This is a genomic window from Tateyamaria sp. ANG-S1 (assembly GCF_000814025.1).
Classification (GTDB): domain Bacteria; phylum Pseudomonadota; class Alphaproteobacteria; order Rhodobacterales; family Rhodobacteraceae; genus Tateyamaria.
In genome coordinates this window covers 1-26,676 of sequence record NZ_JWLL01000009.1, presented here as the reverse complement: position 1 = coordinate 26,676, position 26,676 = coordinate 1, and the positions used below count along the sequence as shown (strand labels likewise).

The following is a 26,676-nucleotide window of genomic DNA, read 5'->3' as shown; positions in this document are numbered from 1 at the left end:
ATTTTATCTACGTGCTTAGACATTTGCGCTCGCCTTTCGTCTTGGTGCATAACATAAATACTTAAACTCCTTTTGAATTGCTGAGACACATCTTGAGAACGGCATATCTGGTTTCGTTGCTTGCCCTGTTGGCTCTACCGGCGAGTGCTTTGGACATCCAAAAGTCATCCCAGATTGGAGATTGGCAGGTTATCGCTGCTCAAACGGCAAATGATGGCCTGTCCTGTCAGGCGCTTTTAAGTGCTTCAAACGGCTCGCTTTTGCTTTGGGGATCGCAGGATCGCAACTCAATCACTCCCTTGGTGGGATTGGGCAGTGGCTATCCGAAAGGATCACGGGCCGTGGTAAACATCGCCGGTCAGAGTTTCGAGTTTCACCAACCGAAGCCAGCGGGTGCAAACCGCTTCAGCCCAGTTGCGAAAGCTGATGACGCAAAGATTGTCAGGTCTCTTTCCAACAATCGGAATGCGAAAGTCGTTGGAAAAGGGAAGGGCGGTCAATTCACTTTGCGTATAACTCGGATGAAACAGGTTTTGAGCTTCTTCAATTCGAATTGTGAAATCTCTTTGCGTTGACACCTGCGCAGCCTGCTCCCGCAAACCGGCAGAACCAAGCCCAAGCGCACTGGTAAACGATTGTCCCGCTGGCCTCTCGCCCTTGGCATGCTACCTTTCCTCCATGCAGCCGGACCAACCCAACCCCCTCATCCGCCTCTTTCTCAACGGCACCGCCGTGGGCTTCGCCCTCTCGGCCATCTTCGTCACCGGCATCTGGCTCCTCGACATTGCCGGCATCCACACGCGCGCCGCAAAAAGCGATGACGCCTTCCTCATCCTCTTCATCCTGTGGTTCTTTCACGGCCTCCTGTTCGGCGCTGTTCAGATCAGCTATCAGGTCTGGCAAATCGGTCGCGACGGCCACTAGACGAGGGATACCAGAATGCGCGCCATGCAAGTCACCGCCCTTGGGCAGCCACTCGAACTGCGCGAAATCGCCACGCCCACCCCCAAGGCGGGCGAGGTGCTGGTGCGCATCCACACCTGCGGGCTGAACTTCGGCGACACGCTGATTGTCAAAGGTACCTATCAGGAAAAACCCCAACTCCCGGCCACCATCGGGATGGAGATGTGCGGCACCGTCGAAGCGGTCGGCGCGGACGTCACCCATCTGAAACCCGGCCAGCGCATTGCGGCCTATGCAGGCTTCGGCGGTCTTGGCGAATACGCGGCATTCCCAGCCAATATCTGCGTGCCCATCCCGGACGAGATGTCCGAAGTGGACGCTGCGGCCTTCCTCGTCGCCTACGGCACCAGCCACGTGGCGCTCGACTACAAGGCGCATATGCAACCCGGCGAGCGGCTGCTGGTCCTCGGTGCCTCCGGTGGCGTCGGCCTCACGGCGGTGGAACTGGGCAAGCTCATGGGGGCCGAGGTCATCGCCTGTGCCCGCGGTGCCGACAAGCTGAAAATCGCATCCAACGCCGGGGCCGACCACCTGCTCGACAGTGATACCTGTGACCTCAAGGCGGATGTGAAGGCGCTGGGCGGGGCTGACGTGGTCTACGACCCCGTCGGCGGCGATCTCTTCGACGCAGCCCTGCGCGCCTGCAACCCAGAGGCGCGGCTGCTGCCCCTCGGCTTCGCCTCCGGCACCGTCCCGCAGATCCCGGCCAACTACTTGCTGGTCAAAAACCTGCATGTGCTCGGCTTCTACTGGGGCGGTTACATGCGGGTGAACCCCAAGGTGCTGACCGACAGTTTCGAGGTGCTGTTCGGCTGGTACGCCGAGGGCAAGCTCAAACCCCATGTCAGCCACGTGCTGCCACTGGCCGACGCCAATGATGGCCTCGACCTGCTGCGCACGCGTAAGGCCACGGGCAAGGTCGTGATCCAGGTCGACGGCTAAGGGTTACGCCAAAGTTAAGCGCTCCGCGCAAACCTTAACGCTGTGGATAAGTGAAGGGATCGTTAACGCCCATCGCTTGTCCAAAACACGCAGTTTCCTGGCCAAAGTGTGCAGTTTGTCCACAACAGGCCGAAAAACCGGGGTTTGCGTCCGCTCAAAACACGCAGTTTTGCCCTGAAACTTCGCAGTTTCGCGAAATCCCCCCACCGTACGCTCCGTTAACCCCTGCGCCCCGGCGCAGGCCTCTGTCCTCCGATCGGCGCCTTCTGCCGCTCGCGCAAAAACACGAACAGACCCGCGCCCAGGATCAGCACGATGCCAACCCCCACTTCCCAGGTGGGCAATTCGCCAAACACGACCCAGCCCCAGAACACGGCCAACGGCAGGCCTACATATTCAAACGGGGCCACGGTGGCCGCATCCGCGATGCGGTAGGCTTGGCTCAGGCAATAAACCACGATGGCCGAGTTCAGTCCAAGGCCCAAAAATAACCATAAATCAGCATCTTGTGGCCAGATCCAGGCCCGCAGCAGAAAGATCACCGATCCGTTTGTCGCCCCTTCAGCAAAGCGTCCACCGCCCGCCACGACGAAGAAGGCCACCGACACGAGGATAAACATGCCTTGAATATAGACCGCCATCGCACTGGCCTTGCTCGCGACCCCCAGCTTGCGCGTAAGTATTTGATTTAACGCATAAGTCAGCGCCGCAAGCACTGGCAGGGCCAGAACAAACCGGCTGACCTCAAGGCTGTCCGCATCGGCCCACGGCCGCTGCATCACAACCACGCCGACAAAGCCAACAGCCATCGCCGTAAGGCGCAACACACCGACGCGCTCACCCAGAATTGGTATAGATAACAATGTGATAAACAGGGGTGCGACAAAGAACAGGGCCGTCACATCTGCCAACGGCAGCACCGCGAGGCCCACGAAAAACGTCATGTTCGCGATGACGATCAGAATACCCCGCAGCGCGTGCTGCCAGGGCGTGTCGGTGCGCAGGATCCCGAACCCGCCCTCGTATTGCACCACGATCAAGCTGAACAGAATGCCGATCCCCGCCCGGGCAAAGACGATCTGATGCAGGGGATAATCGCCCGATAACTCTTTGATAAGCATGTCATTTACGGAAATGCAGACAACCCCGATCAGCACGAACAGGATGCCCAGCCCGGCGATATTCTGGCGTGTCGTCTCCATGGGGTCAGCCCTATCACAGCTGATCACCCGCTGCCTTGCGAATAGCGCATAGCGCAATTGCAGGCTCTGCGGTATCACGGGGCAAATCCAAGGGAGACAGCCGATGCAAATGTCCGACACCCGCCAGATCGCCGCCCCCCCGTCCGAGGTCTACGCCGCCCTCCTAAACCCGGAGGTCCTCAAGGCCTGTGTGCCCGGTGCGACCGAGGTGACAGGCAGCCCGGAAGAGGGGTTCGAAGCGTCCGTGACTCAAAAGGTTGGCCCGGTGAAGGCCACGTTCAAAGGGCAGGTGACGCTGTCGGAAATGATTGAAAATCAAAGCCTTGTCATCAACGGTGAAGGTAAAGGTGGCGCCGCAGGGTTTGCCAAGGGCGGCGCGCAGGTGCGCATGGCTGAGGTCGATGGCGGCACCGAACTCAGCTACGACGTGGAGGCAAAAGTAGGCGGCAAACTGGCCCAGCTGGGCAGCCGCATCATCGACGGGTTCGCCAAGAAAATGGCCGACCAGTTTTTCGCCAACCTCCAAGAAACCCTCGAAGGACCCGCCCCGGCCGAAGAGGCCTCAGAGGCCGATGAGGCCCCCAAGAAAGGTTGGCTCGGCCGCCTCAAGGGCAAGGATTGACCACCTCGCACATCTGCCTGTGCGTTCGTGCGCTGGCCCTTTGTCCGCTGACGGCATACCTCTCGTTTCCGTGAACGGCCCGGAGTTTTTATGTCCACGATCCTGAGTATCCAGAACCTGCGCAAGTCCTATGCGGGCGGGTTCGAGGCGTTGAAAGGTGTCAATCTCGACATCGAAGAGGGTGAGATCATCGCACTTCTCGGCCCCAATGGTGCGGGGAAAACGACCCTTATTTCAACGGTTTGCGGCATCACCATGCCCACGTCCGGGACTGTCACCGTGGCCGGCTTTGACATCCTGAGCAACTACCGCGAAGCGCGTCGCCTCATCGGCCTCGTCCCCCAGGAAATCGCGCTTGAGCCCTTTGAGAAGGTCATCAACACAGTCCGTTTCTCGCGCGGCCTCTTCGGCAAGGGGCGCAAGGACAGCGCGGTCGAAGACATCCTCAAGCGCCTCTCGCTCTGGGACAAGCGCGACAACCAGATCCGCGAGCTGTCGGGCGGTATGAAACGCCGCGTGCTGATCGCCAAGGCGCTCGCGCACGAACCCCGCGTCCTCTTCCTCGACGAACCCACCGCAGGCGTCGATGTCGAGTTGCGCAAGGACATGTGGGAAATTGTCGAGCAATTACGGGCAGATGGCGTGACCACCATCCTGACGACCCACTACATCGAAGAAGCCGAAGCCATCGCCGACCGGATCGGCGTGATCAGCAAGGGCGAAATCCTGTTGGTCGAGGATAAGGACACGCTGATGGCCCGCATGGGCAAGAAGCAACTTGACGTCCAACTCACGGCAAAGATCGACGCGGTGCCAGACGCGCTGTCGTCCTATGACCTAACCTTGGGCGATGATGGTTGGACGCTGGTCTACAGCTACGATGTCAATGCCGAACGGACGGGCATCACCATGCTTCTCAACGATGTGCAGAAGGCCGGGCTGCAGCTTCGGGACGTGGTGACACGGCAATCCAGCCTCGAAGACATCTTCGTCTCCCTCGTCAATCAACCGGAGGCCGCGCAATGAACTGGACCGCCATCCGCGCCATATATGTCTTTGAAATGACGCGCTTCTTCCGTACGATTGCACAGTCTCTGATTTCACCCGTTCTGTCCACATCGCTCTACTTCGTCGTCTTCGGCGCTGCCATCGGCAGTCGCATCGACCAGGTCGAGGGCGTCAGCTATGGTGCGTTTATCGTACCGGGCTTGATCATGCTGACGGTGATGACCCAGGGCATATCGAACGCCTCCTTCGGCATCTACTTCCCGAAATTCATCGGCACGATTTACGAACTGCTCTCGGCCCCGGTGAACTTCCTGGAAATCGTCATGGGCTATGTGGGTGCCGCGGCAACCAAGGCGATGTTCATCGGGATCATCATCCTGATCACGTCGTTCTTCTTCGTCGACATCCAGATCCAGAACCCGGCGGCCATGATCGCTTTCCTCGTGCTGACCTGCATCAGCTTTGCACTCTTCGGCTTCATCATCGGCATCTGGGCGGGCAACTTCGAACAACTTCAACTGGTGCCCCTTCTGATCATCACACCGCTCGTCTTTCTTGGCGGTTCATTCTACTCGATCACGATGCTGCCGCCGGTGTGGCAAACGATTTCGATGTTCAACCCGGTGGTTTACCTCATCTCCGGCTTCCGCTGGGCGTTCTTTGGTATCCAGGATGTCCCAATCGCGACCTCGCTTTTGGCTATCGGTTTGTTCACTGCTCTGTGCCTGGGTGCTATCTGGTGGATTTTCAAGACCGGCTGGCGCATTCGGCAATAACGTAACGGCCCAAAACTCCTTTGCATTGCGGCCTTGTTCTGTGCGGGGGCGCATTCTACATGGGCGTGGATGAAACGCTGGATCCCCTTCATGAAATCCGACCCGACAGTCGCTATCGTGCGGCTGCAAGGGGTCATCGCAGGCGGCACACGCGGCGCGCTGAATGATCGCGCGCTGGCCGATCCCATTGAAAAGGCGTTCAGCCGTGGCAAGCCGGACGTGGTCGCGCTTGAGATCAGTTCACCCGGCGGCAGCCCGGTGCAATCCTCGCTGATCGGTGCGCGTATTCGGCGGCTGGCCGAGGAAAAAGAGATCCCCGTGATCGCTTTTGTCGAGGATGTCGCCGCGTCCGGTGGCTACTGGCTGGCTGCCGCTGCGGACGAGATTTATGCGGATCCGTCGTCGGTCGTGGGCTCCATCGGCGTGATCTCGGCCAGCTTTGGCGCGCACGAGTTCATGGTGCGGCAGGGGGTTGAACGGCGTGTCTACACGGCGGGCAAATCGAAAAGCATGCTCGACCCGTTCCGTCCGGAAAAGCCGGAAGATGTTGAGCGGCTCAAAGGGTTGCTCGACGACATCCACACCAACTTTATCGACCATGTGAAGGCCCGCCGCTCCGACAAGCTGGACGCTGAGGCCGAGCTTTTCACAGGCGAGGTGTGGCTTGCAGAGAAAGCCAAGACGCTTGGCTTGATCGACGGCATCGGTCACCTCAAACCCATGATGAAGGAACGGTTTGGCGACAAGGTGAAGTTTCGCCGTTACGGCGCGAAAAAGCCGTTCTTTTCCCGGCTGGGCGCGCAACTGCTGGATGACGCGGTCCATAGCATCGAAGAGCGCGCGGCCTATGCGCGGTTTGGACTGTAACTGATGATGTCCAAGATCGTCCTGCTGTTTCTTGCCTTCATTGCTGTGTTGGCTGTTTTTGGCAAGCTGCACTGGATCGGTGGCAAGCGTCTGGCATCAGCCAAATGTGCCTGCGGGCGCTACAGGATCGGCCGGGGCAAGTGCGCGTGCGGGCGGGGTGACGGTTGATGGCGGTCGCTATGCCGTGGCTGCTTAGCGGGTTGGGCCTGCTTATTCTGCTGTTGGCGGGGGACTCGCTGGTCAAGGGTGCGGTGAACCTGTCACTGCGGCTGGGCGTGCCCGCCTTGATCGTCAGTTTGACCATCGTTGCGTTTGGGACATCCGCGCCTGAGTTGCTGATCGCGATTCAAGCGGTCTTGGACGATGCGCCGGGCATTGCGATTGGTAACGTCGTGGGATCCAACACGGCCAATATCCTTCTCGTCCTAGGTATCCCCGCACTGCTGGCGACGATGCACACCTCCGAATGCGAGACGAAAAAGACATTCAATTTCATGATTGCCGCGTCGATCCTATTCATCGCCTTGGCTTTTCGTGGGGTGTTTGACTGGCTGTCGGCGTTTGTTTTGCTGGCGGCACTTGCCTTTGTCCTGTGGGACGCCGCGCGCGAGGCCAAGGGGCATCGCGCCGCCTGCGCCGAGGCGACCGAGGACGAAGAAGAGATCGAGGGCGTAGACCCTGACTTGCCCGTCTGGCGCATTGCTATCTTCCTGATCCTGGGGCTGATCGGCCTGCCCCTTGGGGCGGATCTGCTGGTAGACAATGCCACGATTATTGCCAAGATGTACGGTGTCAGCGACACCGTAATTGGCCTGACGCTGGTGGCGGTGGGCACGTCGCTGCCCGAACTGGCGACCACAGTGATGGCGGCGCTGCGCCGCCAGGCGGACGTGGCGCTAGGCAATGTGATTGGGTCCAATATGTTCAATCTGCTGGCCATCATTGGTGTTGCCAGCTTCGTTGGACCGATCCCGGTGGATCAAGCGTTCCTGCGCTTTGACCTGTGGGTCATGCTGGGAGCGTCGCTTCTGCTGCTGCCATTTGTCTACATGCGCCGTGATATCACCCGTGTGTGGGGTGTGATCTTGACCGCCCTCTATCTGGCCTATCTGGCAATCGTACTGATCTGAAGAACGAAGGGGAGGGTGCGATGACACGCGCACTTGTAACGGGGGCAGGGCACCGTTTGGGCCAGGCTATGGCGGTCTATCTGGCGGGGCGTGGTTATGACGTAGCGGTGCACTACGCCAGCTCTGACGCGGGCGCGCGCGAGACGGTCGCGATGGTCGAAGCCAAGGGCCAACGCGGTGTCGCCCTACAGGCCGATTTGACCAATGAGGACGACACGCAAGCGCTGTTCGGACGTGCGGTGGACGCTTTGGGTGGTCCGATCACCTGTCTGATCAACAACGCCTCAATCTTTGAATATGACACCGTCGAAACGGCAACGCGGACCAGTTGGGACCGGCACATGGAAAGCAACCTGCGTGCGCCGTTCGTGCTGACGCAAGGCATGGCCGCACAAGGGCTGGAGGCCACGCGCGACGATATGGGGGAGCCCCTTGCTCCAGGTCTGATCATCAACATGGTGGACCAGCGCGTGCGCAAGCTGACGCCCGAATTCATGACCTACACGCTTGCCAAGATGGGGCTTTGGGCGCTGACCCAGACCAGCGCGCGCGCCCTGACACCGGCCATCCGCGTCAACGCGATCGGGCCGGGTCCGACCTTGCAGGGGGGGCGGCAAAGCGCGGAACACTTTGCCAAACAGCGGGCAGCGACTGTTCTGGGCCGCGGCTCGAACCCGGCGGACATCGTGGGTGCGCTGGGCTATTTCCTTGATGCGCCGGGTGTCACAGGACAACTGCTCTGCGTCGATGGCGGGCAACATCTGGCCTGGGAAACGCCTGACGTGCTTGGTGTGGAATAGGGTGACCCAAGGAGAGTTTTGCACCGCGTTAAGGTGCGTTACAATTCTGTTACCAAAACACGTGTGTTTTCAGTGACTTGTTAACTTCTGAAGAAAATACCGTGATAAAACAGCTGGTTAGGTATGTGCCCAAAAATGAGGCAAATTCAGGAAGCGCCCAAAAAACAACAGAAAATTCCACGCGCTCAGAAGTTACCCGCAAACTTATCCACATCTTTAGTGGATGTAAGATCGCTTGATCACATGGTCAAATCAGTGCAGCCAAAACAGGAAAGATGGCACGAATCGTATGGCGAAGCAGGACGACGTAGAACAGCCCAAGGTTGATCAGCCCGTGCCCGTTGGCCACGAAGTGATCCACGGCTATCTCAAGACACTCGACAGCTCACCGGGCGTTTACCGGATGCTCGACCGGGAAAGCCGTGTGCTCTACGTGGGCAAGGCGCGCAACCTGCGCGCACGGGTGTCGAACTATGCTCGCCCCTCAGGCCACAGCCCTCGCATCGCGCGCATGATTTCTATGACGGCGTCGATGATGTTCCTGACCACCCGGACGGAAACCGAGGCGCTGCTGTTGGAACAGAACCTGATCAAGCAGCTCAAGCCCAAGTTCAACGTTTTGCTGCGTGACGACAAATCCTTTCCCAATATTCTGGTGACGGGCGACCATGCGTACCCGCAGATCAAGAAGCATCGTGGCGCGAAAAAGCAGAAGGGTGCCTATTACGGGCCGTTTGCAAGTGCTGGGGCTGTGAACCGCACACTCAATCAACTCCAGAAAGTCTTTCTACTTCGTAACTGCACCGACTCGATGTTCGACAGCCGCACACGGCCCTGTCTGCTGTACCAGATCAAGCGGTGTTCGGGCCCGTGTGTCGGGCTGATTTCGGAAGCGGATTATGCGCAGTCAGTAAAGGACGCCGAACGTTTCCTGACGGGCAAGTCTACGGACATTCAGGCCAAGCTCGCTGATCAGATGCAGCAGGCGTCCGAGGAGATGGAGTTCGAGCGCGCTGCTGCTTTACGCGACCGTATCCGCGCCATGACACAGGTGCAGACAGCGCAAGGGATCAACCCGCGCAGCGTGACCGAGGCGGATATCGTCGCCCTGCACATGGAGCAGGGGCAGGCCTGCGTGCAGGTGTTTTTCATTCGCGCGAACCAGAACTGGGGCAACCGCGATTTCTACCCCCGGGTCGGGCCCGACGTAGATGCGGCAGAGGTGCTGGAGGCGTTTCTGGGCCAGTTCTACGACACCAAGGAGCCGCCGCGGCAGTTGATCCTGTCGAATGAGATTGAGAACCCGGACCTGATGGCTGAGGCGCTGAGCCAGAAGCTGGGCCGTAAGGTTGAGTTGCTGGTGCCCCAGCGCGGCGAAAAGGCAGAGCTGGTCGATTCAGCGCTCCGCAATGCGCGCGAGAGCCTCGCACGGAAGATGGCGGAGAGTGCGACGCAGGCGAAGCTGTTGCGCGGTGTGGCGGAGGCCTTTGAGTTGTCCGAGACCCCGGAGCGGATCGAGGTCTACGACAACTCGCACATTCAGGGCACCAACGCTGTGGGCGCGATGATCGTCGCGGGCCCTGACGGGTTCATGAAAAACAGCTACCGCAAGTTCAATATCAAAGGGGATGACCTGACCCCCGGTGACGACTTCGGCATGATGAAAGAAGTGCTGCATCGCCGTTTCAAACGGCTGCTGTCCGAGGACCCTGACCGTGAAAAGGGCATGTGGCCGGACCTGCTATTGATCGATGGCGGGGCAGGGCAGGTGAGTGCGGTGGCCGAGATCATGCGTGCGCACGGTGTCGAGGATATCCCGATGGTGGGTGTCGCCAAGGGCGTCGACCGGGACGCTGGTAAGGAAGAGTTTCACCGCACCGGCAAGCGCCCTTTTGCGCTGCGTCACAACGATCCGGTGCTCTATTTCGTGCAGCGGATGCGGGACGAGGCACACCGCTTTGCCATTGGGACTCACCGGGCCAAGCGTGCGAAGTCCAACATGAAAAACCCGCTCGATGACATCCCTGGCGTGGGGGCTGCCCGCAAACGCGCGCTGCTCGCGCATTTCGGGTCTGCCAAGGCGGTGAGCCGCGCGAACCTTGCCGATCTGAAGGCGGTCGATGGTGTGTCCGAAGGGTTGGCGCAGAAGGTCTATGACTTCTTTCATGACCAGTAAGGCGCATGCGTCATGCGCCCCCTTCCGGCTTGGGCTGGGACAGGCTAGAGATTGCGCATGATTTGGACGATCCCGAACATCCTGACGACGCTGCGTTTGATCGCTGCCCCGCTTGTCGCTGTTATGTTCCTCTATTTCACAAGGCCTTACGCCGACATTCTGGCTGTGATCCTGTTCATCGGGGCGGCGATCACCGATTGGTTTGACGGCTACCTCGCCCGCGCCTGGGGGCAGCAGACGAAGCTCGGGACCATGCTGGACCCCATCGCGGACAAGGCGATGGTGGTGATCGCGCTGATGGTCATCATCGGCTTTTCGTCGTGGTCCCCGTGGCTGGTTCTACCCGCCACCATGATTCTGTTTCGAGAGGTTTTTGTCTCCGGTCTGCGGGAGTTTCTGGGGGACACGGCGGGGACTTTGAAGGTGACGAACCTTGCGAAATGGAAGACGACTTTGCAGATGATCGCCATTGCGGTTCTGTTCTCACAAGGCGTGTTCGAGCATTATTTCGGCATGTCGATCTGGGGTATGGATCAGGTGATGGTGAACGCCATCCTCAATGGCGACGCGCCCGATCATTTGGGCCTGTGGTGGAAGCTGGCGGGTGCGGACTGGTCGGGGCGTATAGGCCTTTGGTTGCTGTGGATTGCGGCGGCGCTTACCTTTATCACGGGGTGGGATTACTTCCGTAAGGCCATGCCGCACTTGAAAGGGTAACTGATATGGACGTGCTCTATTTCGCCTGGGTCCGCGAACGGATTGGCATCCCGCGCGAGGCTGTTGAGACTCAAGCGGGTACGGTTATGGACCTGGTCGAAGAGCTGCGCGGCAAGGAAGAGCGCTACGCCGCGGCCTTTGCCGATATCTCGGCTCTGCGTGTGGCTGTGGATCAGCAGTTGACGGATTTTGACGCGCCCCTGTCTGGAGCGCGGGAAGTGGCGTTTTTTCCGCCGATGACAGGCGGTTAGACGGATGCGCATCGTCGTTCAGGATGCCGCCTTTGACTTCGGTGCCGAAGCTACAGCCTTTGCCGAGGGTCGTGCTGTCTCGGGCGCTGTCGTCACCTTCACGGGCATCGTGCGGGATGTGGATGGTGGGCTGAAGGCCATGGAGATTGAGCACTATCCGGGTATGACTGAGAGCGCGCTGACCGACATCGCGACCGAGGCCAAGACCCGCTGGTCGCTGGAGGATGCGCTGGTGATCCACCGTCACGGGCAGCTTGAGGTGGGCGAGATGATCATGATGGTCGCGACCGCTGCCCGGCACCGCAAGGATGCGTTTGAGGCGGCTGAATATCTGATGGATTATCTCAAGTCTCGCGCCCCGTTCTGGAAACGGGAAGTCACCGCGGATGGGGCCGATTGGGTGGCCGCGCGAGATGAGGATGAGGACGCGCTGACGCGCTGGTGACCGGATGTACCAGGATGTCGTGGCGTCCGGTGATTCACCCCTTGTTTATAAAGCTGAATCGCCGTTTTGGGCGGTGTCACCCCGCGTGCACCATCTGTACACCCCCTGTGCACCCCCATCGGGCGCCTTTTAGGCGGTTAACGCAACGCACGATGGGCGCGTGGGACGGCAACACTGTGTCGTGTGGCACGTTGCGTGACGTGTTTGTGATCCAAAGGCCGCGCGGGCGCGACGACATTGTTTGGGGGGCGCTGCCCCCGTCGCTGGCGCGACTCCCCCGGGATTTTTTTGAAACAGGGAAGGGGCTGCGGACGGTGCAGGTGCCGCCATGTAGGTCGTACGGAGGGTGATGTGGCTTAGCTGGCTTGCTGGCGGTCGATCCAGGCGCGGAGTTCTTCGGCCTCGTGCCGGGCGTCGCGCAAGCCGTCCATTGCGGCGCGCAACTCGGCCTCGGTCTGGCTGAGCTGGTTTGTAAGTTCTGCCTCGCGCTGCTGGAGGTAGGTGATCGCCTGGTCGCGGGTTTCCTCGGCCTCGTGCAGTTCCTGGCTCATCCGGTCGAGTTCTGCCACATCGCCGGAGGCGACGCGGGTGAAGCGGTGGATCAACCAGTTCGCGAACCAGCCCAGGCAGAACGCGATGAAGAGAATGATGGCTGTCGCAATGACAAACTCAGTTCTGCTCATCGTCCCCTTGTCCTTCGGCGTTGTCCTTTGGTTCGGCCTCTGTATCGCTGTTTCCGGCGAGGGATTCCAGCGTTGTTTCGCGCTCTGGCACGGAAGGTTTTGGACGGATCAGTTTGAATTCGATGCGGCGGTTGGCTTCGCGGCCCTCTTCGGTGTCGTTGTCGGCGATGGGGTCCACCTCGCCATAGCCTTTGGCCGAATAGGTCGATGTGAGCACGCGGCGGGCGCGCAATTCGTTCAGCACCGACTGGGCGCGGGCCTGGCTGAGATTCAGGTTCATTTCTTCGCGCCCCTGGCTGTCAGTGTGGCCCTGGATTTCAAGCCGGATATCACCGCATTGGCGCAGCACTTCGGCGATGTCGTCCATCGTGCCAAGCGCGCTGGCGTCGATCGTTGCGCTGCCCGGCTCGAAAGTGATTTTCGACGCTGACAGGATTCCGGCAATTTCCGCCTCGCACTCGTCCGGCGTGGGCAGGGCTGCGACCGGGTCCAGCTTTTCCTGATAGGTGACGCGGATGTCGAACTCCTCTGCCTCGCCCAGTTTGGAGGCCAGCAGGGTTGCGATATTCGTGCTGGCCTTGGGGTTGCCGGTGTTGCCTGACACGGTGAGCGTATCGGGCGTGACCGTCACTGCCCCGTTCGAGAGTTGTGCCAGCGATTCGAGGCCCGTCAGCACCCGCACGGGCCAGTTGGCGGGCAGATCATCCACGATCCGGGTGGCGGTATAGACGCTGTCGGTGCCAAAGGCCGCCTGCGCATAGCTGTCCACGAGCGAGCGCAGGTTTTCGTCCGAGATGCGGCCGCGTAGTTGTACCAGCCCCTCCGGGCTGAGCGTGGCGACGAATTCGGGCGGCCCCTGGTTTGGGTCCACCGTTTCGGGCAGTTTGGCATAGAGCGCAAAGACGGGCGGCAGGGCATTTTCCAGCTCGCCCACGACGCGGTCAAAATCAGCCTGCGGCGTGCCTTCGGCGGCGATCAGGGTGATGTCGGCATCGGAGAAGGTGACAGAGCCGGTGCCGAGCGTATTCAGCGCTCCGATTGCCTGTTCGACAGCCACGCTCCATTTCGGGCTGGGCACGCCCATGCCGACGGTGCAGGTGCCCGGTCCGGTCAGGCCTGCGGACATGGCGGCGCTCACGATCCGTGTGCGGGCCGCTTCGGTATCTGCCGAGCAGGCATCGAAGCGTGTGCCAGCCTCGTCCTTGACCAGCCGCAGGGTGAAGGGGGTGATCACGGGACGCGGTGCGGCGATGTCGAGGGCCACGCGCAGGCCCGGAGGGGCGGCGCGGTTCAGTTGTGCTTCGAGGTTGGTTTTCTCTTCGGCGCTGTCGGTGATGGCCCGGATCGAGACCCGGCCCGCCTCGACCGATACCTTGGCCCGTGGGAGACGTTCCATCGCCGCGAGGGAAAAGCCCAAGGCATCGTCCCAGCCATCCGGTGCCGGATAGTCGGCCACTTCGATCAGGTCGGTGACGGGGGTGTTGCCTGCGATGGCGGTGATCCGGTCGATGACGGCGGTGCGGTCGGTGGCCGCCGGGATCAACCCGATGATTGACAGGCCCGCATCATTGCGGAGCAGTTCGGCTGAAAAGCGGGGTGGGGCGATTGCGGCGGCGGCTTCGACCTGCATGTCGTCGATGACACGTGCCGCATCGACCACGCGCCCGGCTGTAGAGATGGCTGCGAAGCGCACGGCCTCGGTCGGAGCGATGCCTGCCAGTGTGACTTGCAGGCCGTCGGCCTCCACCTCGGCCCAGGTCATGCCTTCGTCGTCCAATGCGTCGCGCACGCCGATTTCCGAGCTTTCCTCGATCAATTGCACCGACAGGTTGGCTGTCACTAGTGCCAGAATCGCAGCCACCGAAAACGTCGCGACGATGATCAGAAGGGACGACAATCGCATCATCAGCAGAACCTTGCTTGGATCCAGAGTGGGCCTACGGTCTACGCGGCTTGGGGCTTGGGTTCAATCATACGAGAAGTGCTGCACAGAAAAACACCAGCGGGATCGCGCCGGTGTCGCGGTTGGCGCGGAAGAGTTGCAGGCACTTGGCGGGGTTCTCGATGTCGAGCCCACGCAGCTGCCACGCCATGTGCCAGCCCATGGCCCATGGCCCGCCAAGTGCGATGACCAGGGCCAGCACGTTGGCCTCGTCAATGGCGGCAAAGATCACCGCGATGCCCATCAGTCCCACGGTTGCCATCAGGAAGCGGCGGAGCCATTGCGGCGTTTGGGTGCCAAAGAGGCGGGCGGTGGATTTCACGCCGATCAGGGCGTCGTCTTCGGTGTCCTGATGGGCGTAGATCGTGTCGTAGAACAGGGTCCATGCGATACCTGCGAGGTAGAGGACGATTGTGGGCGCCTCGAGTTGTCCGGTATGGGCCGTCCAGGCCAGCAGCGCGCCCCAGTTGAAGGCGAGGCCGAGGAACACTTGAGGCCACCATGTGAACCGCTTGGCGAAGGGGTAGACCGCCACGGGCAGCAGGGCGAGGATGCCCAGCAGGATCGCGGCGGTGTTGAACGTGAGCAGGATGGCGAAAGCGATCAGGGTCTGGAGGCACATCCAGATGACTGCGCCACGCACGCTGACTTGGCCGGAGGGGATGGGGCGCGAGCGTGTGCGCTCGACTTGTCCGTCGAAATCACGGTCGGTGATGTCGTTCCATGTGCAGCCTGCGCCGCGCATCAGCCACGCACCGGCGGCGCAGCCGATGGCGATCCAGGCATCCTCCCACCGTGGCGACTGGTCGTGCAGGATGGCGAGGGCGAGGCCCCACCAGCAGGGCAGGAGCAGAAGCCATGTGCCGATGGGCCGGTCCGCGCGGCTGAGCCGGAGGTAGGGCCGCGTCCATTCGGGCGCCAGCGCGTCGACCCAGTTGCCGGTCACCGCATCGGCGACCTGACCCTCTGGTGATGGCTGCGAGTTGGTCATATGTGTGGGCCCATGAGTGACGCGAAGATACGGCTCTATGTAGAGCAGCCCTTGGGGCAGGGGCAATCGGTTCCGCTGTCGCGGGAGCAGGCCCATTATCTCTTTGGCGTGATGCGCTTGTCGGTGGGGGCGGCTGTGCTGCTGTTCAACGGTGTGGATGGCGAGTGGCGGGCCGAGGTGGTCGAGGCGGGTAAGCGGGGCGGGGTCCTGCGCTGTGAGGCCCAGACCCGGCCCCTGCAGATGCCGCCGGATCTGTGGTTGATGTTTGCACCGATCAAGAAGGCGCGCACCGACTTTATCGTGGAAAAGGCGGCAGAGATGGGCGCGCGGCAGATTGTGCCGGTGCAGACGGAGTTCACCAATGCGGGCCGTATTCAGCGCGACCGGTTACAGGCCCATGCGGTCGAGGCGGCAGAGCAATGCGGTGGGACCTATGTGCCCGAGGTGGCTGACATGCAGCGGTTGGACCGGGCGCTGGCTGATCTGGGCGACCGGCATCTGATGTTTTGTGACGAGGCGCTGGTGGGGGCGGAGGATGCCTCCGCCTTACCAGACATCCCAGGTCCGTGGGCGATCCTAATCGGACCGGAGGGTGGGTTTTCCGAGAAAGAGCGCGCGCGGTTACACGGGATGGAGACAGCCCATGCCGTTCAGCTTGGGCCGCGTATTTTGCGGGCGGATACGGCGGCGGTTGCGGCGCTGACGGTTTGGCAGCAGCGCCTCGGGGACTGGCGGTGATGGCGCAGGACACCTGCGCCTTACGATTGGCCGGGCCAGAGGATGCGCCCGGGATCGGGGTGTTTCTGGCCCGGCACGCCGCTACGTCGATGTTTTTGCGGTCAAATATCGCGGCTCATGGCCTTGCCGCTTCGGAGGCTCCAAACGCCACGGAAGTGTTCGTACAAGACGTAGGTGGCGCTGTGCGCGGTGTGATTGGGCTCAGCAACCAAGGCCAAGTGATGGCGCAGATGCCCGATGGCATCTCTGATCTGTCGGTGGCGCGAAACAGGTGGGCAGGGCGCGTTGTACTTGGCATGACTGGCGTGGTCGAACAGGTCAGTAGGGTCCTCAATGCCTTGGGCCTTGCACATGTTCCCACGGGGCTTGATCGGGCAGAACCCCTTTATGATCTGGACCTTGCATGTCTTGCGGGGCCTTTCGAAAAACTGCGTGCAACACGGCCAGATGAACTGCAGAGGCTTGAAGTCTGGTTTCAGGAATACCTCCGCGACATCGGCTTTGCCATGGACGATCAGTCCGCGCGGGTGCAGGCGGCAGAGCGGGCCAAACGCGCGGTAAATGGTACGGCGGTGCGTCTGCTTGATGATGTGCATAGAACACCCGTCGCCATGACAACCTTTATCGCCGAGGCCGGTGATACCGTAAAAATTGGTGGTGTGTTTGTCCCCCGCACTGCGCGCAAAAAGGGATACGCGCGCCATGTGGTGGCTTCGCATCTGGCCGAGGCGCGCGCACGCGGGATAAAGCGCGCGATCCTCAGTTCGGCATCGGACGCCGCCGGGCGCGCTTACGAAGCCATCGGTTTCCAACGGATCGGCACCTACCGCATCGTGTTGTTCAAATCACCCGCAACGATCAAGGGAGCGACCTGATGTTCTTTCGTCCCGAGGCCAAGGCCGCGCTTTGGCGGTGGCGCGAAGTGCTGGTCGGTGTTGCCCTTGCCATCCTCGCCCTGTGGTGGCTGGCGCAGGCGCGTGGCGTGTTGGGCTATGTTGCGCCGGTCATGCTGGTGGGCGCAGGGGCGCTGATCATGGTGGGCCTGCAACGCGGGCGCTTTCGTGGGGCGGGTGGGGGCCTTGGCACCGTGCAGGTGGTCGAGGGTGAGGTGATCTATTTCGGTCCTTTGTCCGGCGGCTCGGTGTCGCTGCGGGAAGTGCAGCGCGTGATCCTTGATGGGGCGCAAAGCCCACCCCATTGGCGGCTGGACCAACCCCAGCATCCGACGCTGATGATTCCGGTGGATGCTGACGGGGCCGATGCGCTGTTTGATGCCTTTGCCGCGCTGCCGGGGCTCAAGACCGAACAGATGCTGGCCAAACTGCATGCGGGTGCAGACACACCTGTACTAATCTGGGAACGCAGTGCGCCGACTTTGGCACAGATGGAGCCGAGGGGGCGCGCGTAAACGCGCAGGTCTTCGTGATCCCGCGCACGCTGCCTGCGCATTGACACCTTCGCAAATTCGCACCAAGGCTTGCACCTCTGACAGCACGGCAACAAGCGGAGCGCGCCCATGTCCATCCCCCAATCCGGCGGCGGGCCCATCGAACATCACGACCAGTTGGCACAGTACCTCGCGGACGGCTGCAAGCCCAAGGAATACTGGCGCATCGGCACCGAGCACGAAAAGTTCGGCTATTGTCGGGACACTTTGAAACCGCTGCCCTACGAGGGTGAACGCTCGATCGAGGCGGTGCTGTCGGCGCTGCGCGATCGGCACAACTGGTCCGAATTGCGCGAAGGCGGGAAGCTGATCGGGCTGGAAAAGGACGGTGCGAATGTGTCGTTGGAGCCTGGTGGGGCGCTTGAATTGTCCGGCGCGCCTTTGGAAACCATCCACGAGACCTGCGACGAGGTGAACAGCCATCTGCGCGAAGTGATGGACATCGCGAATGAGATCGGCGTGGGCTTTATCGGTCTGGGTGCCGCGCCCATCTGGACGCATGAGGAAATGCCCCTGATGCCCAAGGGGCGCTACAAGCTGATGGACGCCTATATGGGCAAGGTCGGCACCATGGGGCGGACCATGATGCGCCGCACCTGCACGGTGCAGGTGAACCTCGACTTCGGATCAGAGGCGGACATGGTGCAGAAGATGCGCGTTGCAATCGCCCTGCAACCGGTGGCTGCCGCACTCTTTGCCAACTCGCCGTTTTTTGAGGGCAAGCCCAACGGCCACAAGTCCTGGCGCAGCCGGGTCTGGCGCGATCTGGATCCGTCACGTACCGGTATGGTGCCGTTTGTTTTTGACGAGGGGTTCGGGTTCGAGCGCTGGGTCGAGTATGCGCTCGATGTGCCGATGTATTTTGTGTACCGCGACGGCAAGTATATCGACGCGCTGGGCCAGTCTTTCCGCGACTTTTTGCAGGGCAAGCTGCCTGCGTTGCCGGGTGAGACGCCGATGCTGAGCGACTGGGCCGATCACCTGACCACCGCATTCCCCGAGGCGCGGGTCAAGAAGTTCATTGAAATGCGCGGTGCCGATGGTGGCCCGTGGCGTCGCTTGTGTGCGTTGCCTGCCTTCTGGGTTGGGCTGATGTACGATCAGAGCGCGCTGGATGCGGCCTGGGATCTGGTCAAGGGCTTGGATGCCGAGACCCGCGAGGGGCTGCGGGTCGAAGCCTCGGCCGACGGGCTGCAGGCGGAGGTCAACGGGATCAAGATGCATGATCTGGCCCGCGAGGCGGTGGCGATTTCCAATGCCGGTCTCAAGGCGCGTGCGCGGGCAGGGGCAGGCGGTATGATCCCGGATGAGACCCATTTCCTGAACGCGCTGCAGGAAAGCATTGAGACGGGCAAGGTGCCTGCGGACGAGTTGCTGGATCACTACCATGGCGATTGGCAAGGCGATATCTCCCGCGTGTTTGCCGAGTATTCCTACTGAAAAAGGTGCGCGATGAACGCGCACCCTACGGTTTTCTGACAGATGTGTAGGGTGCGCATTGACTGCGCACCCGTCCCTGTCACGCGGCGGGATCAGGCACCAGAGCCGCCCGCAGGCTCCCCATCGCGTGGGTGAAGCCGAGGCCAAGGCAGAGCGCCGCAAAGCCGAGCGCCAGCATCAGTGCGGCAAAGGGTTCCTGTTCCAGCAAGGGCAGCACCGCGCCGATCATGATCACCCCGCCCGCGCCGATGGCTGCGAAACCGGTGGCGATGGCAGTGGCCGCAGCACCGGCACGCGGTTTGCTGTGGGGGCAATCTTGCGCAAGCGCGCCGATCCGCAGGATCATGACGGTCAGGGCAGCTACGGCCCCAAGACCGAGGTTGAAGTACAGAAGTCCGATGGTCAGCATTGGGTTTCTCCTTTTCAGATGTGTGCAAAGTGAGGAAGCGCATCGCGCGATGCATCGTTGCGCATCCTGTTGTAAATCCAGCCAAAAGCGGCACCCCACAGCGGTGCCATGACTGCGCTGATGCCAGCGAAGGCGCTCAGCTCCTTGAAGACGTCATAGGATCCGATGATGGCCCCATGGATGGCCAAAAGCGCAATCAGCGCCATATCGGTGAGAAAGGCGAGGCCCGCAATCTCCATCGGATCACCGGGCCGGTAGTGCAGGTAGATCAGCAAGACCGGGGTGCCGGCGACCACATAGATCGGTCCGCCAAAGAATATGGCGAAGACCGGGATCATCAGGGCCCAAAAGCCCACCAGAGCGATCAGGACCGGCGCACCCAAAAGAGCGATAGCAAAGGCGACCGGATCAATCGCATAGCGTGACCCGTTTTTGGGGTGCGGGGTGTCTTTCTTTTTCATCTTTCCGATTTTTTCTGTCATGACAGAAACTCCTGGATAAATTTTTACTCAGAGGACTTCGCTTTGGGCAGGAAACGCGCAATGCGGGCGCCCATCTTGACCAGCGCAAGCTGTACCGACCGGGGCAGGCGATTGACCTCGGCGTACCAGTCGTCAAACATCTGCATGGTCTCCAATGTCTCGGCGAACCGGGCCTTGACGTCCTGGGGTGTCGCGTCGTGCTCGGCCTCTTCCTGCACCTTTTGCAGTGCCTTCAATGTTGGTGCATATTCCCGCGCCCGGCGGCTTTCGACGACGGTTTGGACCAGTTCGAACATGTCGCGGATCGAATGGAAGTGATCGCGACGGTCCCCTAGCTTGCGTGATGTCTGCACCATCCCAAGACTTTGCAACTCTTTCAGCCCGTTCGACACATTGGACCGGGCCAGGTTCAAGAGATCACAGATCTCATCCGCGCTCAGCGGCTCGGGCGAGATGTGCAGCAGGGCATGGATCTGCGCTACAGACCGATTGGTGCCCCATTTCTGGCCCATCTCCCCCCAGTGTAGGATGAAGTCTTGCATGGATTGGGTCAGGTACATTTTTGTTTCGCCTAAATTTTCTGTAGTAACAGAAATAACAGGATAACACGGTAAGTCAACCCTGCGCTTTCGGGGATGCGGGCGTGCTGCATGTACGCCGCTTCGTTGACGAAAATTGGTTCATCCAATGCTCAGTGCCCGGTAGAATACGGGTGCGCTCGGCCGCAGCACGTGTTGGTCTTCGGTCCGAAAGGTCGATGACCCGGAACTGCCGCGATTTGAAATACATAACGGCTGCGGGGGTTGGCGCCTATCTGTCTAAATTGCGCGGTCTGAAAGGCGGGTGTTTCGGCGCGCTAACGTCGATCTATACCAACCGTGTTGTCAGTATGCGTAGTGCTGCTGCGCCAAAGAACAGCGCAAACAGCGTCTCAAACCCGCGTTTTGCGCGGGTATAGGCGCGTATCATGGGCGCACTGGAAAAGATCAGCGCATAGCCATGAAAGATGGTGAAACTCAGTGCCCCAACAGCGAGGATGACCGTGATCAGCGCTGTCACAGGCGTGCCCGGCGGCACACCGACAGAGTAAAGCGCGCCAAAGAACAGGACGGCCTTCGGGTTGGTCAGATGCAGGGCCAGACCCTTTGCATAGTGTCCGCGCAAGGATCGTGAGGTCACCGGTAGTACGCTCAGTTTGGCCCCAATCCAGGCCGAACGTGCCGACTTGATCGCCAGCCAACCCAGATAGGCCGCCCCGGCATAGCGCACGATTTCAAACAGCCACGCATTGGCCAGCATGATCGCCCCCAGCCCGAATGCGGCAGAGACGGACCACATGATCGACCCGGTCGTCACCCCCGTCGCCACGGCCAATCCGCTTTTGCGCCCCGACGCCATCGAGGTGCCCGCGATGGTCAGTGTTGCGGGGCCGGGGCTGGCGCTGGCCAGGAGAGCCGCCAGTAGGATCAGCGGAAGATTGATGTCTGTCATACCCGAACGCTACGCGCCGGGCACCAGTGCGTCTACAAAATCGCGCACCTTAGCTTCTGGCATTTCGCAGGGCTTCAACCGACCGCCGGTTTTCAGGGCATACCAGTTCAGGCTGATATAGTCGGGTCCCCCCAGCTCTTCGGCCACCAGTTTGATGGATTTGCCGTCTGCAAACATTGTCTTGGTCACGACGTAGCGGCGGCCGTCAGCAACGCCGAAAAACGTCCCCTCTGGAAGTGCTGCTAGCGCCGTCTCAAAGCGCCCAGGGGTGTGCGGTGTCCGCGCACCGTTGCGCATTTCTCAGGCCGATTTCTTGCCGATCTTCGGCTCGGTCCCTGCCTTGATCCGCCGCATGTTTTCGCGGTGCCGCCAGAACACCAGAAGTGTCAGGATCACGCCCAGGATCAACGCATTTGCCGCGCCCAGACCCATCATCAGGAAGGTCGATGCCGCCGCTGCCACAATCGCTCCCATGGACGAGATGCGTGACAGGCCCGCGCCCACCAGCCAGGCCAGGCAAGCGCCAAGGCCCACGGGCCAATGCAGCGCGATCAACAACCCGAGGAAGGTAGCAACGCCCTTGCCCCCCTTGAATTTCAGCCACACCGGATAGCAATGCCCCAGCATCGCGGCGAGGCCCGCGATCTGTGCTGCATCCTCGTGCCCCGTGAGCGCCCGCGCCAACAGAAGGGCCACGGCGCCCTTGCCCGCATCCAGCAGCAGCGTCAGCGCGGCGGCGGTCTTGTTACCTGTGCGCAGCACATTCGTGGCGCCGATATTGCCGGACCCGATCTCGCGCAGGTTGCCCAGGTTCATGGCGCGGGCCAGAACCATGCCGAAGGGAATGGAGCCAAGAAGGTAGCCGGTCACTGCCCACAGGGCGAGCACGGCAAGGGTGCTTTCGATCAGAGGCATCTAGTCTTTCTTGTAAACAGAGCGTCCAGCGACAAAGGTTTGCAAAACCTTACCCTGCATCCGCGCCCCGTCAAACGGGGTGTTGCGCGATTTTGAATGGAGTGTGGCCCGGTCCATCACAAAAGGCGCGTGCGGATCGAACAGGACAAGGTCGGCCGGGGCGCCTACGGTCATGCGTCCGCAGTCCAAACCCAGCCTTTTGGCCGGGTTGAGCGACATGGCGCGCCACAGCGTCGGCAGGTCGATCAGGTTGGCGTGGAAAAGTCGCATCGCGGCAGGCAGGAGGGTCTCCAGCGCCACCGCCCCGGAGGCGGCAGCTTCAAACGGCAGCCGCTTGCTTTCCTCATCCTGCGGGGTGTGCATAGAGCTGATGATGTCGATCAGGCCGGATTGGACCGCCTCGGCTATGGTGATCCGGTCCTCCTCGTCCCGCAGGGGCGGCTTGATCTTGAAGAAGGTGCGGTAGTCGGCCACGTCCAGCGCGTTCAGCGTCAGGTGGTGGATCGAGGTGCCTGCCGTCACGTCGAACCCGTTGCCCTTGGCCCGTTCCAGCGGGGGCAGGGCGCGGGCGGCAGTGATCTGGTCGGCATGGTAGCGCGCGCCCGTCATTTCGACCATCGCAATGTCCCGGTCGAGGCCCATGCGTTCCGCCATGGGCGACACGGCAGGCAGGCCACGGAGCGAGGCGAATTTGCCTGAGGTGGCCGCCGCCCCTGCGCTGAGGCCGGGGTCCTGCGGATGCCCCAGCACCAGCGCGCCAAGGCTGCGGGCATAGGATAGCGCTCGGGCAAAGACCTTGCTGTCCGTCACCACCCGGTCGCAATCGGTGAAGGCCACGGCACCTGCGTCCAGAAGGAACCCGATCTCGGTCATCTCGCGCCCTTGCCGCCCCTTGGTCAGCGCGGCCATGGGCAGGACGTTGACGGGGGCCGCCTCCCGCGCGCGGCGGATCACGAATTCCAGCGTCTCGGGATTGTCGATCGCGGGATCGGTGTCGGGGCGGGTGACCATGGTCGTGACCCCGCCCGCGGCTGCCGCAAGACCGGCGGAACCGAAGCTTTCCTTGTGCCGCTCGCCGGGCTCGCACACCTTGACCCCGATGTCGACAATGCCGGGGGCGAGGTGCTTGCGGTTGCAGGCGATGACCTGTCTGGCCTCGGGGCGCGGGCTGTCATCCGTGATGATCGCGCTGATCCGGCCATCGGTTACTCCAAGCGCGCCGGTTGTGACCGATCCTTCGGGGTCCAGCAGCTTGGCATGTTCAAAGAGGATATCCGTCATCCGCCGATCCAGATCATGAGGTAAGTCAACAAGCCCAACACGATCAGGGCCACCATCGCGATGCGGCCCGACATGGCGGCATCCGAGGGCTTCTTCTTCACTGTCTCTGGCGGGGCAGAGTAGGGTTTGGCGCTGTCGGTCTCGATCTTTTCCGCCGCACTCCAATCGGTGCGCAACTCGCCATATGTGCCGATGAGCGTCAGCGAAGAGGCGGGGCGCAGGGTGGCAGCGCGATCCTCAAACGCCAGCGAGAACACGATCAGCACCCAGCCGCCCAGTTTTTCCAGCTTGGACCGGTCGGGGCCGAGTTGTTCCATCGGCACTGCGTTGCCTTCAACCAGGTAACCCACCAGCCCGATGCCTTCGAGGTCGGAGACGGGAAAGACCTCAACCTGATCCGCGTTCACACCCGTGCCGAGCGCGTCGTTCAGGGCGGCGGGGTCGTCCTTGAGTACTTGCGCTTCCTTGTCCGTCATGGACAAGGCGAAAACACGGATCACGCCGCGTTCGTGTGCGGGAACGGTCAGGGTGTCAGTCATGCAGCCCCCCGCACGGCGGCCAGATTGCGTGCCAGCAGGTCCATCGCCGCCATGCGCACGGCAACGCCCATTTCAACCTGTTCCTGAATGACCGACCGGTTAATGTCGTCAGCCAGCGTTCCGTCGATTTCCACGCCCCGGTTCATCGGGCCGGGGTGCATGACGATGGCGTCGGGCTTGGCATGGGATAACTTTTCCGCATCCAAGCCAAAACGGTGGTAATACTCACGTTCGCTGGGGATAAATCCGCCATCCATGCGCTCTTTCTGCAAGCGGAGCATCATCACCACATCGACGTCTTTCAGTCCTTCGGCCATGTCGTCATAGATTTCGACGCCAAACTCCGAGATGCCCGACGGCATCAGCGTGGGAGGGCCGATCAGCCGAATGCGGTTTTCCATCTTGCCCAGCAGAATGATGTTCGACCGCGCCACCCGGCTGTGCGCGATGTCGCCGCAGATGGCGATGGACAGCCGGTGCAGCCGCCCCTTGGCCCGACGAATTGTCAGTGCATCCAGAAGCGCCTGCGTGGGGTGTTCATGCCGTCCGTCGCCTGCGTTCAGCACGGCGCAATTCACCTTCTGCGCCAGCAGGTCCACGGCACCGGAATGCGGGTGCCGCACCACCAGCAGGTCGGGATGCATGGCGTTGAGCGTCATGGCGGTGTCGATCAGCGTCTCGCCCTTGGAGATCGACGAGGCCTGCATCGCCATGTTCATCACGTCCGCGCCCAACCGTTTGCCCGCCAGTTCGAAACTGGCCTGCGTGCGCGTGGAGTTTTCGAAGAACATGTTGATTTGCGTCAGCCCCGCCAGCGCATCCTTGTGCTTGTCGGGGGCGCGGTTGAGGGCGACGTAGTCCTCGGCAAGGTCCAGAAGTGTCACGATCTCTTCGGGGCGGAGGTGTTCGATGCCCAGCAGGTGGCGGTGGGTGAATGTCATGGACTCTCCGTGCGGTATTCGGCGCCGCGTTTGGGCGCTTATATGCGGCGCGCAGGCGAGGCGGCAAGCCGTCGGATTTGCATATTTGAAGAACAATGAAGGGGCATTCCTGTTCCCCCGTTTGCGGCATAGTGTGGGTTCATGGAATCGGCGGAATATCACAGCGCCCTTGCGGCCTTGGCCTGGCAGATTGAGCTGGGCGCGGACGAGTGCATCGCGGATGCGCCCGTGGATCGGTATGCCGTGCCTGCATCTGTGCAGAAGCCCAAACCTGCTGCACAGCCTGCACCCGCACCTGTTTTGCAGGCCAGTGTCGATCCGGTGACTGTCGCGCAAGAGGCGGCGCGTGCTGCGCAGGATCTGGAAGGTCTGCGCGCGGCTTTGGCTGCCTATGAACATTGCGAGTTGAAGAAGGGTGCGCGCAATCTTGTCTTCTCCGATGGTGTGCCCGGTGCCCGCGTGATGATCGTGGGTGAGGCCCCCGGTCGGGATGAGGACATGCAAGGCAAGCCCTTTGTCGGTCGCGCCGGGCAGCTTCTGGACAAGATGCTGGCCGCGATCAACATGAGCCGGGACGAAACTGTCTACATCACCAACGTGCTGCCCTGGCGTCCGCCGCAGAACCGCGATCCCAAGCCAGATGAGGTCGCCATGATGCAACCGTTCCTGCATCGTCACATCGAACTTGCCAACCCGGACGTACTGGTGGTCGTCGGCAACCATTCCTGTCAGGCGCTGCTGGGCAAGCGTGGCATCACCCGTCTGCGTGGCAACTGGACCGAAGCGCGCGGCAAGCCTGCGCTGCCCATGTTCCACCCGGCCTACCTGTTGCGCAATCCGGCGGCAAAGCGTGACGCTTGGGCCGATTTGTTGAGCCTGCAGGCGCATTTGCGGGGCGGGACATGATTGACCCGATTGTCTATCTTACCTTTTTGCCCGCCGCGTTTGCGCTGGTCCTGACGCCGGGGCCGGACATGCTGTTTGCCATGGCCCAAGGCTTGCGGGGCGGGAAGGGGCCAGCAGTCGCCGCCTCTGCCGGGATTGCGAGCGGGGCCGTTATCAATGCTGGGCTCGCCGGGGTGGGCCTGGGCGCGCTGGTGTCTGCGGCCCCTTGGGTCTTTGGCGTGGTGCGCTGGGTTGGCGTCGCCTATCTGCTCTATCTGGCGATCAAGACGCTGATGTCGCCGCTTGTCGGTGAGAACACGCGGCCCGTGCGCCCGTCGCGCGCCTTTCGTGACGGATTGATCGTGAACGTGTCGAACCCGTCGGTTATCCTGTTTATCCTCGCGTTCATTCCGCAGTTCGTGGACCCGGCACAGCCGATCCTGCCGCAATTCCTGATCTACGGCGGCACAATTGCGGTGTTGGGCTTCATCGTGAAGTCAGGCGTGGGCATGACCGCCGGTGGTCTGGGTCGCGCGCTGGCCCGGAACCCGATCATTGAACGTGTGCTGCGCTGGGTAACGGCGGGGGGCTTT

33 protein-coding genes are annotated in these 26,676 nt (G+C 61.4%); 20 read left to right on the top strand and 13 right to left on the bottom strand.

The annotated features are described in order from the left end of the window. Positions 1-92: 92 nt before the first annotated feature. From RA29_RS22970 to RA29_RS17220, 3 genes are all read left to right on the top strand, one after another. A complete protein-coding gene (locus RA29_RS22970; RefSeq protein WP_152613066.1) occupies positions 93-575 on the top strand; it encodes a hypothetical protein in 483 nt (160 codons plus the stop codon). Positions 576-657: 82 nt separating this feature from the next. After that, a complete protein-coding gene (locus RA29_RS17225; RefSeq protein WP_193743569.1) occupies positions 658-924 on the top strand; it encodes a hypothetical protein in 267 nt (88 codons plus the stop codon). A 15-nt stretch (positions 925-939) separates the two neighbouring features. Beyond that, entirely contained in the window at positions 940-1,905 is a 966-nt protein-coding gene (locus tag RA29_RS17220) for an NADPH:quinone oxidoreductase family protein (RefSeq protein ID WP_039688310.1), read from the top strand. A 218-nt stretch (positions 1,906-2,123) separates the two neighbouring features. On the opposite strand, the gene RA29_RS17215 is transcribed toward RA29_RS17220, so the two are convergent. Next, the gene (locus RA29_RS17215) at positions 2,124-3,107 is read right to left on the bottom strand and encodes a DMT family transporter (RefSeq protein WP_039688308.1); all 984 of its coding nucleotides are present in this window, start codon (positions 3,105-3,107) and stop codon (positions 2,124-2,126) included. A 103-nt stretch (positions 3,108-3,210) separates the two neighbouring features. Here RA29_RS17215 and RA29_RS17210 point away from each other — a divergent pair, with 103 nt between their 5' ends. The 11 genes from RA29_RS17210 to RA29_RS17160 all read left to right on the top strand — a co-directional run bounded on the left by RA29_RS17210 (position 3,211) and on the right by RA29_RS17160 (position 11,899). Continuing rightward, a complete protein-coding gene (locus RA29_RS17210; RefSeq protein WP_039688305.1) occupies positions 3,211-3,729 on the top strand; it encodes a carbon monoxide dehydrogenase subunit G in 519 nt (172 codons plus the stop codon). Between the two features lie 90 nt (positions 3,730-3,819). Then, a complete protein-coding gene (locus tag RA29_RS17205; protein WP_039688304.1) occupies positions 3,820-4,755 on the top strand; it encodes an ABC transporter ATP-binding protein in 936 nt (311 codons plus the stop codon). Next, positions 4,752-5,513, top strand: coding sequence for an ABC transporter permease (locus RA29_RS17200; protein ID WP_039688302.1), 762 nt, complete (start codon positions 4,752-4,754; stop codon positions 5,511-5,513). The genes RA29_RS17205 and RA29_RS17200 overlap by 4 nt, the downstream gene beginning before the upstream one ends. 69 nt (positions 5,514-5,582) lie before the next feature. Next, entirely contained in the window at positions 5,583-6,380 is a 798-nt protein-coding gene (locus tag RA29_RS17195; protein WP_039688300.1) for a S49 family peptidase, read from the top strand. A gap of 3 nt (positions 6,381-6,383) precedes the next feature. Further along, a complete protein-coding gene (locus RA29_RS23310) occupies positions 6,384-6,548 on the top strand; it encodes a hypothetical protein (protein WP_039688298.1) in 165 nt (54 codons plus the stop codon). Positions 6,549-6,559: 11 nt separating this feature from the next. Next, on the top strand, positions 6,560-7,510 hold the full coding sequence (locus tag RA29_RS17185; RefSeq protein ID WP_039688649.1) for a calcium/sodium antiporter: 951 nt from the start codon (positions 6,560-6,562) through the stop codon (positions 7,508-7,510). A gap of 20 nt (positions 7,511-7,530) precedes the next feature. Beyond that, positions 7,531-8,310: an SDR family oxidoreductase gene (locus RA29_RS17180; protein WP_039688296.1), complete on the top strand. Its 780-nt coding sequence runs from the start codon at positions 7,531-7,533 to the stop codon at positions 8,308-8,310. A gap of 289 nt (positions 8,311-8,599) precedes the next feature. Beyond that, positions 8,600-10,486: an excinuclease ABC subunit UvrC gene (uvrC, locus tag RA29_RS17175; protein ID WP_052249742.1), complete on the top strand. Its 1,887-nt coding sequence runs from the start codon at positions 8,600-8,602 to the stop codon at positions 10,484-10,486. 57 nt (positions 10,487-10,543) lie between these two features. Next, complete coding sequence (pgsA, locus tag RA29_RS17170) at positions 10,544-11,203, top strand: CDP-diacylglycerol--glycerol-3-phosphate 3-phosphatidyltransferase (protein ID WP_039688294.1); 660 nt, start codon at positions 10,544-10,546, stop codon at positions 11,201-11,203. 5 nt (positions 11,204-11,208) lie between these two features. Next, positions 11,209-11,454, top strand: a complete 246-nt coding sequence (gene moaD / locus RA29_RS17165) for a molybdopterin converting factor subunit 1 (protein WP_039688292.1) — start codon at positions 11,209-11,211, stop codon at positions 11,452-11,454. 4 nt (positions 11,455-11,458) lie between these two features. Then, positions 11,459-11,899: a molybdenum cofactor biosynthesis protein MoaE gene (locus RA29_RS17160; RefSeq protein ID WP_039688290.1), complete on the top strand. Its 441-nt coding sequence runs from the start codon at positions 11,459-11,461 to the stop codon at positions 11,897-11,899. Between the two features lie 356 nt (positions 11,900-12,255). On the opposite strand, the gene RA29_RS17155 is transcribed toward RA29_RS17160, so the two are convergent. The 3 genes from RA29_RS17155 to ubiA form a co-directional block, all read right to left on the bottom strand. After that, positions 12,256-12,582: a hypothetical protein gene (locus RA29_RS17155; RefSeq protein WP_039688288.1), complete on the bottom strand. Its 327-nt coding sequence runs from the start codon at positions 12,580-12,582 to the stop codon at positions 12,256-12,258. Next, positions 12,569-14,485, bottom strand: coding sequence for an OmpA family protein (locus RA29_RS17150; RefSeq protein WP_039688645.1), 1,917 nt, complete (start codon positions 14,483-14,485; stop codon positions 12,569-12,571). Before RA29_RS17150 ends, RA29_RS17155 begins: the two co-directional genes overlap by 14 nt. A 67-nt stretch (positions 14,486-14,552) precedes the next feature. Beyond that, positions 14,553-15,515, bottom strand: a complete 963-nt coding sequence (gene ubiA / locus RA29_RS17145) for a 4-hydroxybenzoate octaprenyltransferase (protein ID WP_039688286.1) — start codon at positions 15,513-15,515, stop codon at positions 14,553-14,555. 12 nt (positions 15,516-15,527) lie between these two features. Here ubiA and RA29_RS17140 point away from each other — a divergent pair, with 12 nt between their 5' ends. The 4 genes from RA29_RS17140 to RA29_RS17125 all read left to right on the top strand — a co-directional run bounded on the left by RA29_RS17140 (position 15,528) and on the right by RA29_RS17125 (position 19,140). Then, entirely contained in the window at positions 15,528-16,253 is a 726-nt protein-coding gene (locus RA29_RS17140) for a 16S rRNA (uracil(1498)-N(3))-methyltransferase (protein WP_039688285.1), read from the top strand. After that, entirely contained in the window at positions 16,253-17,128 is an 876-nt protein-coding gene (locus RA29_RS22065; protein WP_052249741.1) for a GNAT family N-acetyltransferase, read from the top strand. Before RA29_RS17140 ends, RA29_RS22065 begins: the two co-directional genes overlap by 1 nt. Beyond that, the gene (locus RA29_RS17130; RefSeq protein ID WP_342666429.1) at positions 17,128-17,661 is read left to right on the top strand and encodes a hypothetical protein; all 534 of its coding nucleotides are present in this window, start codon (positions 17,128-17,130) and stop codon (positions 17,659-17,661) included. Before RA29_RS22065 ends, RA29_RS17130 begins: the two co-directional genes overlap by 1 nt. A gap of 108 nt (positions 17,662-17,769) precedes the next feature. Beyond that, complete coding sequence (locus RA29_RS17125) at positions 17,770-19,140, top strand: glutamate--cysteine ligase (RefSeq protein WP_039688281.1); 1,371 nt, start codon at positions 17,770-17,772, stop codon at positions 19,138-19,140. Positions 19,141-19,219: 79 nt separating this feature from the next. On the opposite strand, the gene RA29_RS17120 is transcribed toward RA29_RS17125, so the two are convergent. The 9 genes from RA29_RS17120 to RA29_RS17080 all read right to left on the bottom strand — a co-directional run bounded on the left by RA29_RS17120 (position 19,220) and on the right by RA29_RS17080 (position 25,198). Beyond that, the gene (locus RA29_RS17120) at positions 19,220-19,549 is read right to left on the bottom strand and encodes a hypothetical protein (RefSeq protein ID WP_039688278.1); all 330 of its coding nucleotides are present in this window, start codon (positions 19,547-19,549) and stop codon (positions 19,220-19,222) included. Between the two features lie 14 nt (positions 19,550-19,563). Continuing rightward, positions 19,564-20,031 (bottom strand): hypothetical protein, encoded by a 468-nt coding sequence (locus RA29_RS17115; protein ID WP_039688276.1) that lies wholly within the window; start codon positions 20,029-20,031, stop codon positions 19,564-19,566. Positions 20,032-20,054: 23 nt separating this feature from the next. Beyond that, positions 20,055-20,591, bottom strand: a complete 537-nt coding sequence (locus RA29_RS17110; RefSeq protein WP_039688274.1) for a MarR family transcriptional regulator — start codon at positions 20,589-20,591, stop codon at positions 20,055-20,057. Between the two features lie 307 nt (positions 20,592-20,898). After that, the gene (locus RA29_RS17105; RefSeq protein WP_039688272.1) at positions 20,899-21,522 is read right to left on the bottom strand and encodes a LysE family translocator; all 624 of its coding nucleotides are present in this window, start codon (positions 21,520-21,522) and stop codon (positions 20,899-20,901) included. Positions 21,523-21,531: 9 nt separating this feature from the next. Beyond that, positions 21,532-21,819, bottom strand: a complete 288-nt coding sequence (locus tag RA29_RS17100) for a hypothetical protein (RefSeq protein WP_039688270.1) — start codon at positions 21,817-21,819, stop codon at positions 21,532-21,534. 3 nt (positions 21,820-21,822) lie between these two features. Next, positions 21,823-22,437 carry a glycerol-3-phosphate 1-O-acyltransferase PlsY gene (plsY, locus tag RA29_RS17095; protein WP_039688268.1) on the bottom strand — a complete coding sequence of 205 codons (615 nt, stop codon included), beginning with the start codon at positions 22,435-22,437 and terminating at the stop codon, positions 21,823-21,825. After that, a complete protein-coding gene (pyrC, locus tag RA29_RS17090) occupies positions 22,438-23,718 on the bottom strand; it encodes a dihydroorotase (RefSeq protein WP_039688266.1) in 1,281 nt (426 codons plus the stop codon). Continuing rightward, a complete protein-coding gene (locus tag RA29_RS17085; RefSeq protein ID WP_039688264.1) occupies positions 23,715-24,257 on the bottom strand; it encodes a hypothetical protein in 543 nt (180 codons plus the stop codon). Before RA29_RS17085 ends, pyrC begins: the two co-directional genes overlap by 4 nt. Further along, positions 24,254-25,198 carry an aspartate carbamoyltransferase catalytic subunit gene (locus tag RA29_RS17080; protein WP_039688262.1) on the bottom strand — a complete coding sequence of 315 codons (945 nt, stop codon included), beginning with the start codon at positions 25,196-25,198 and terminating at the stop codon, positions 24,254-24,256. Before RA29_RS17080 ends, RA29_RS17085 begins: the two co-directional genes overlap by 4 nt. Positions 25,199-25,339: 141 nt before the next feature. On the opposite strand from RA29_RS17080, the gene RA29_RS17075 reads away from it, so the two are divergent. Continuing rightward, positions 25,340-26,104 carry a uracil-DNA glycosylase gene (locus tag RA29_RS17075; protein ID WP_039688260.1) on the top strand — a complete coding sequence of 255 codons (765 nt, stop codon included), beginning with the start codon at positions 25,340-25,342 and terminating at the stop codon, positions 26,102-26,104. Then, on the top strand, positions 26,101-26,676 hold a 576-nt coding region (locus RA29_RS17070; protein ID WP_039688258.1), incomplete at its 3' end, for a LysE family translocator. The genes RA29_RS17075 and RA29_RS17070, both read left to right, overlap by 4 nt.